The organism is Blastococcus sp. MG754426, assembly GCF_021699055.1.
Classification (GTDB): Bacteria; Actinomycetota; Actinomycetes; order Mycobacteriales; family Geodermatophilaceae; genus Blastococcus.
Genome location: NZ_SSXC01000154.1, coordinates 1 through 1,784, shown reverse-complemented (window position 1 = coordinate 1,784; position 1,784 = coordinate 1). Strand labels below are relative to the sequence as shown.

General features: G+C 74.3%; 3 protein-coding genes. All 3 read right to left on the bottom strand.

All coding sequences use genetic code 11. The features are described from left to right. The coding region (locus E9549_RS24390; RefSeq protein WP_236828877.1) for a hypothetical protein at positions 1–1,104 on the bottom strand (1,104 nt) is incomplete at its 3' end. After that, positions 1,101–1,598 carry a hypothetical protein gene (locus E9549_RS22735; protein WP_236828876.1) on the bottom strand — a complete coding sequence of 166 codons (498 nt, stop codon included), beginning with the start codon at positions 1,596–1,598 and terminating at the stop codon, positions 1,101–1,103. The genes E9549_RS22735 and E9549_RS24390, both read right to left, overlap by 4 nt. Continuing rightward, on the bottom strand, positions 1,595–1,784 hold a 190-nt coding region (locus E9549_RS22730), incomplete at its 5' end, for an LGFP repeat-containing protein (RefSeq protein WP_374201472.1). The genes E9549_RS22735 and E9549_RS22730, both read right to left, overlap by 4 nt.

Sequence of the window (1,784 nt, the reverse complement as noted above, 5' to 3'; positions counted from 1 at the left end):
GAAGTGCTGGAAGCACCCACCATCACGCAACCCGCACGTCGTGTCCCCCACCGGGTAACCCAGCGCACCCCGCTCCCACCCCGCCGCGGCCCACCGGTCCCGTACCGGGCCGGAGACGATGCGGGCACCGGTGGCCGGCGACCAGTAGATGGCGCCCGCGGCGTACTCCTGGAAGCAGCCTCCGGCGGGCAGCCCGCAGACGACGTTGCTGCGGATGGCGCCCAGCGGGCCGTCCGACCCGCGGGTCTGCGCGTAGCGGCCGGTCACCTCCGCGGCACCGGGGACCTGCGTGGAGCCGAACCAGTCGGTGTAGTAGATCCAGAAGTTCCGGTTGCCGTAGGCCGAGCACCCGTCCCCGGTGCCCTTGCCGGCGGCGAGCGCGGCGGCGTTGGGCTGGTAGGGCGTGTAGTTGTACAGCCCGGCCGTCGCCGTGTTCTCGATGAAGACCTGCGTGGAGCCGCAGCCGGCGTCCGGGTGGAAGCGCACGGTGTTGGTCCGGCCGGCCACGTGGTTGAAGCTGTCCGGGTTGTTGGCGTAGTACCGGTAGCGGGCGGCCGCGCTGTACACCTGGTTGAACAGGTGGGCGTAGGCCGGGTTGCAGGGCGCGGTGTCGGGGCAGGCGTACCCCATCGCGCGCTCGTACCGCCGCGCGGTGAGGTTGTCGCCGCTCAGCGTGACGAGCCCCTGCTCCTTCTGCAGGATCACCAGGAGCACCCGCTGGCTGATGCCGCAGGCGGCACCGACCTTGGCGATGATCGTGGCGGCCGTCTCCGCCGGGGCGCCGACGTAGGTCCCCGGGCAGTTGGCGTCCGCGGGACGGGTGTAGGTGTCCTGCCGGGCGTCCTGCAGGCACGGCGTGCCGTCGGACGCGGCCACGCAGCGCGGGTTCCTGCTCTCGAGGAAGAACTGCACGTCCGCGGCCGACATGGCGCGGCCGTCGTAGAAGAGCTGGTCGCTGATGATGTTGCCCGGCCGGAACTGGCCGGTGTCCGCGGCCTCCTGCAGGGCGGGGGTGGCCGGCTGGTCCGGCGACGGCGCGACGAGGATGCCGGCCCCGCACAGCACGCCGAGGAGCAGCAGCCCGACCCGGCGCACGGCGGTCACGCCGGGACCTCGACATCCACGGCCTCGGAGACGACGTCCGCCGTCGCCGAGGAGTAGGCCAGCCGCAGGCTCCACGTCCCCGCGGCCAGCCGCTCCTCCGGTACCGAGAACCCGCCGCACACCGTGGTGGTGGCGTCCGCCATCCCGGGCACGGTGACCGCGACCTCGTCCCCGTCGCGGGTGAGGCGCAGGGTGCAGGTGCCGCCGTCCTCGATGACCGGGGTGACGTAGCCCGCCGCCTCGACCGATGCGGTGGCCTCCTCCCACATCGCGAAGGACAGGACGGCCTCCGGGGCCTCCGGGCGGGGCGCGTCGGTGACCGCCACCCGGTCGTCGGGCAGGAAGGTGGCGGGCGGCACCGCTGCGGCCTCGTCGGCGGGCGCCTCTGCGGTGCAGGCCCCGACCCCGAGCGCCAGGACGGCGCCCAGCGCCGCGGTGCCGAGAACCCGCCGCGAGGACGCGGCGCCGTGCGGCGGACGGTCAGAGCCGATCACCGGTAGGTCACCGAGGTCCGGCCGTCGACCGAGGTGACGGTGCCGCCCTGGAAGGTCTGCCGGGTGCCGCCGGTCACCGGTTGGGGATCGCTGGTGGGGTAGCCCAGCCGGCCGTTCTCCCAGCCCTGCCCGGCCCAGGCGTCGCGGATCGCTCCCCGCACCAGCCGGGCGCCGGTGGTGGAGGTC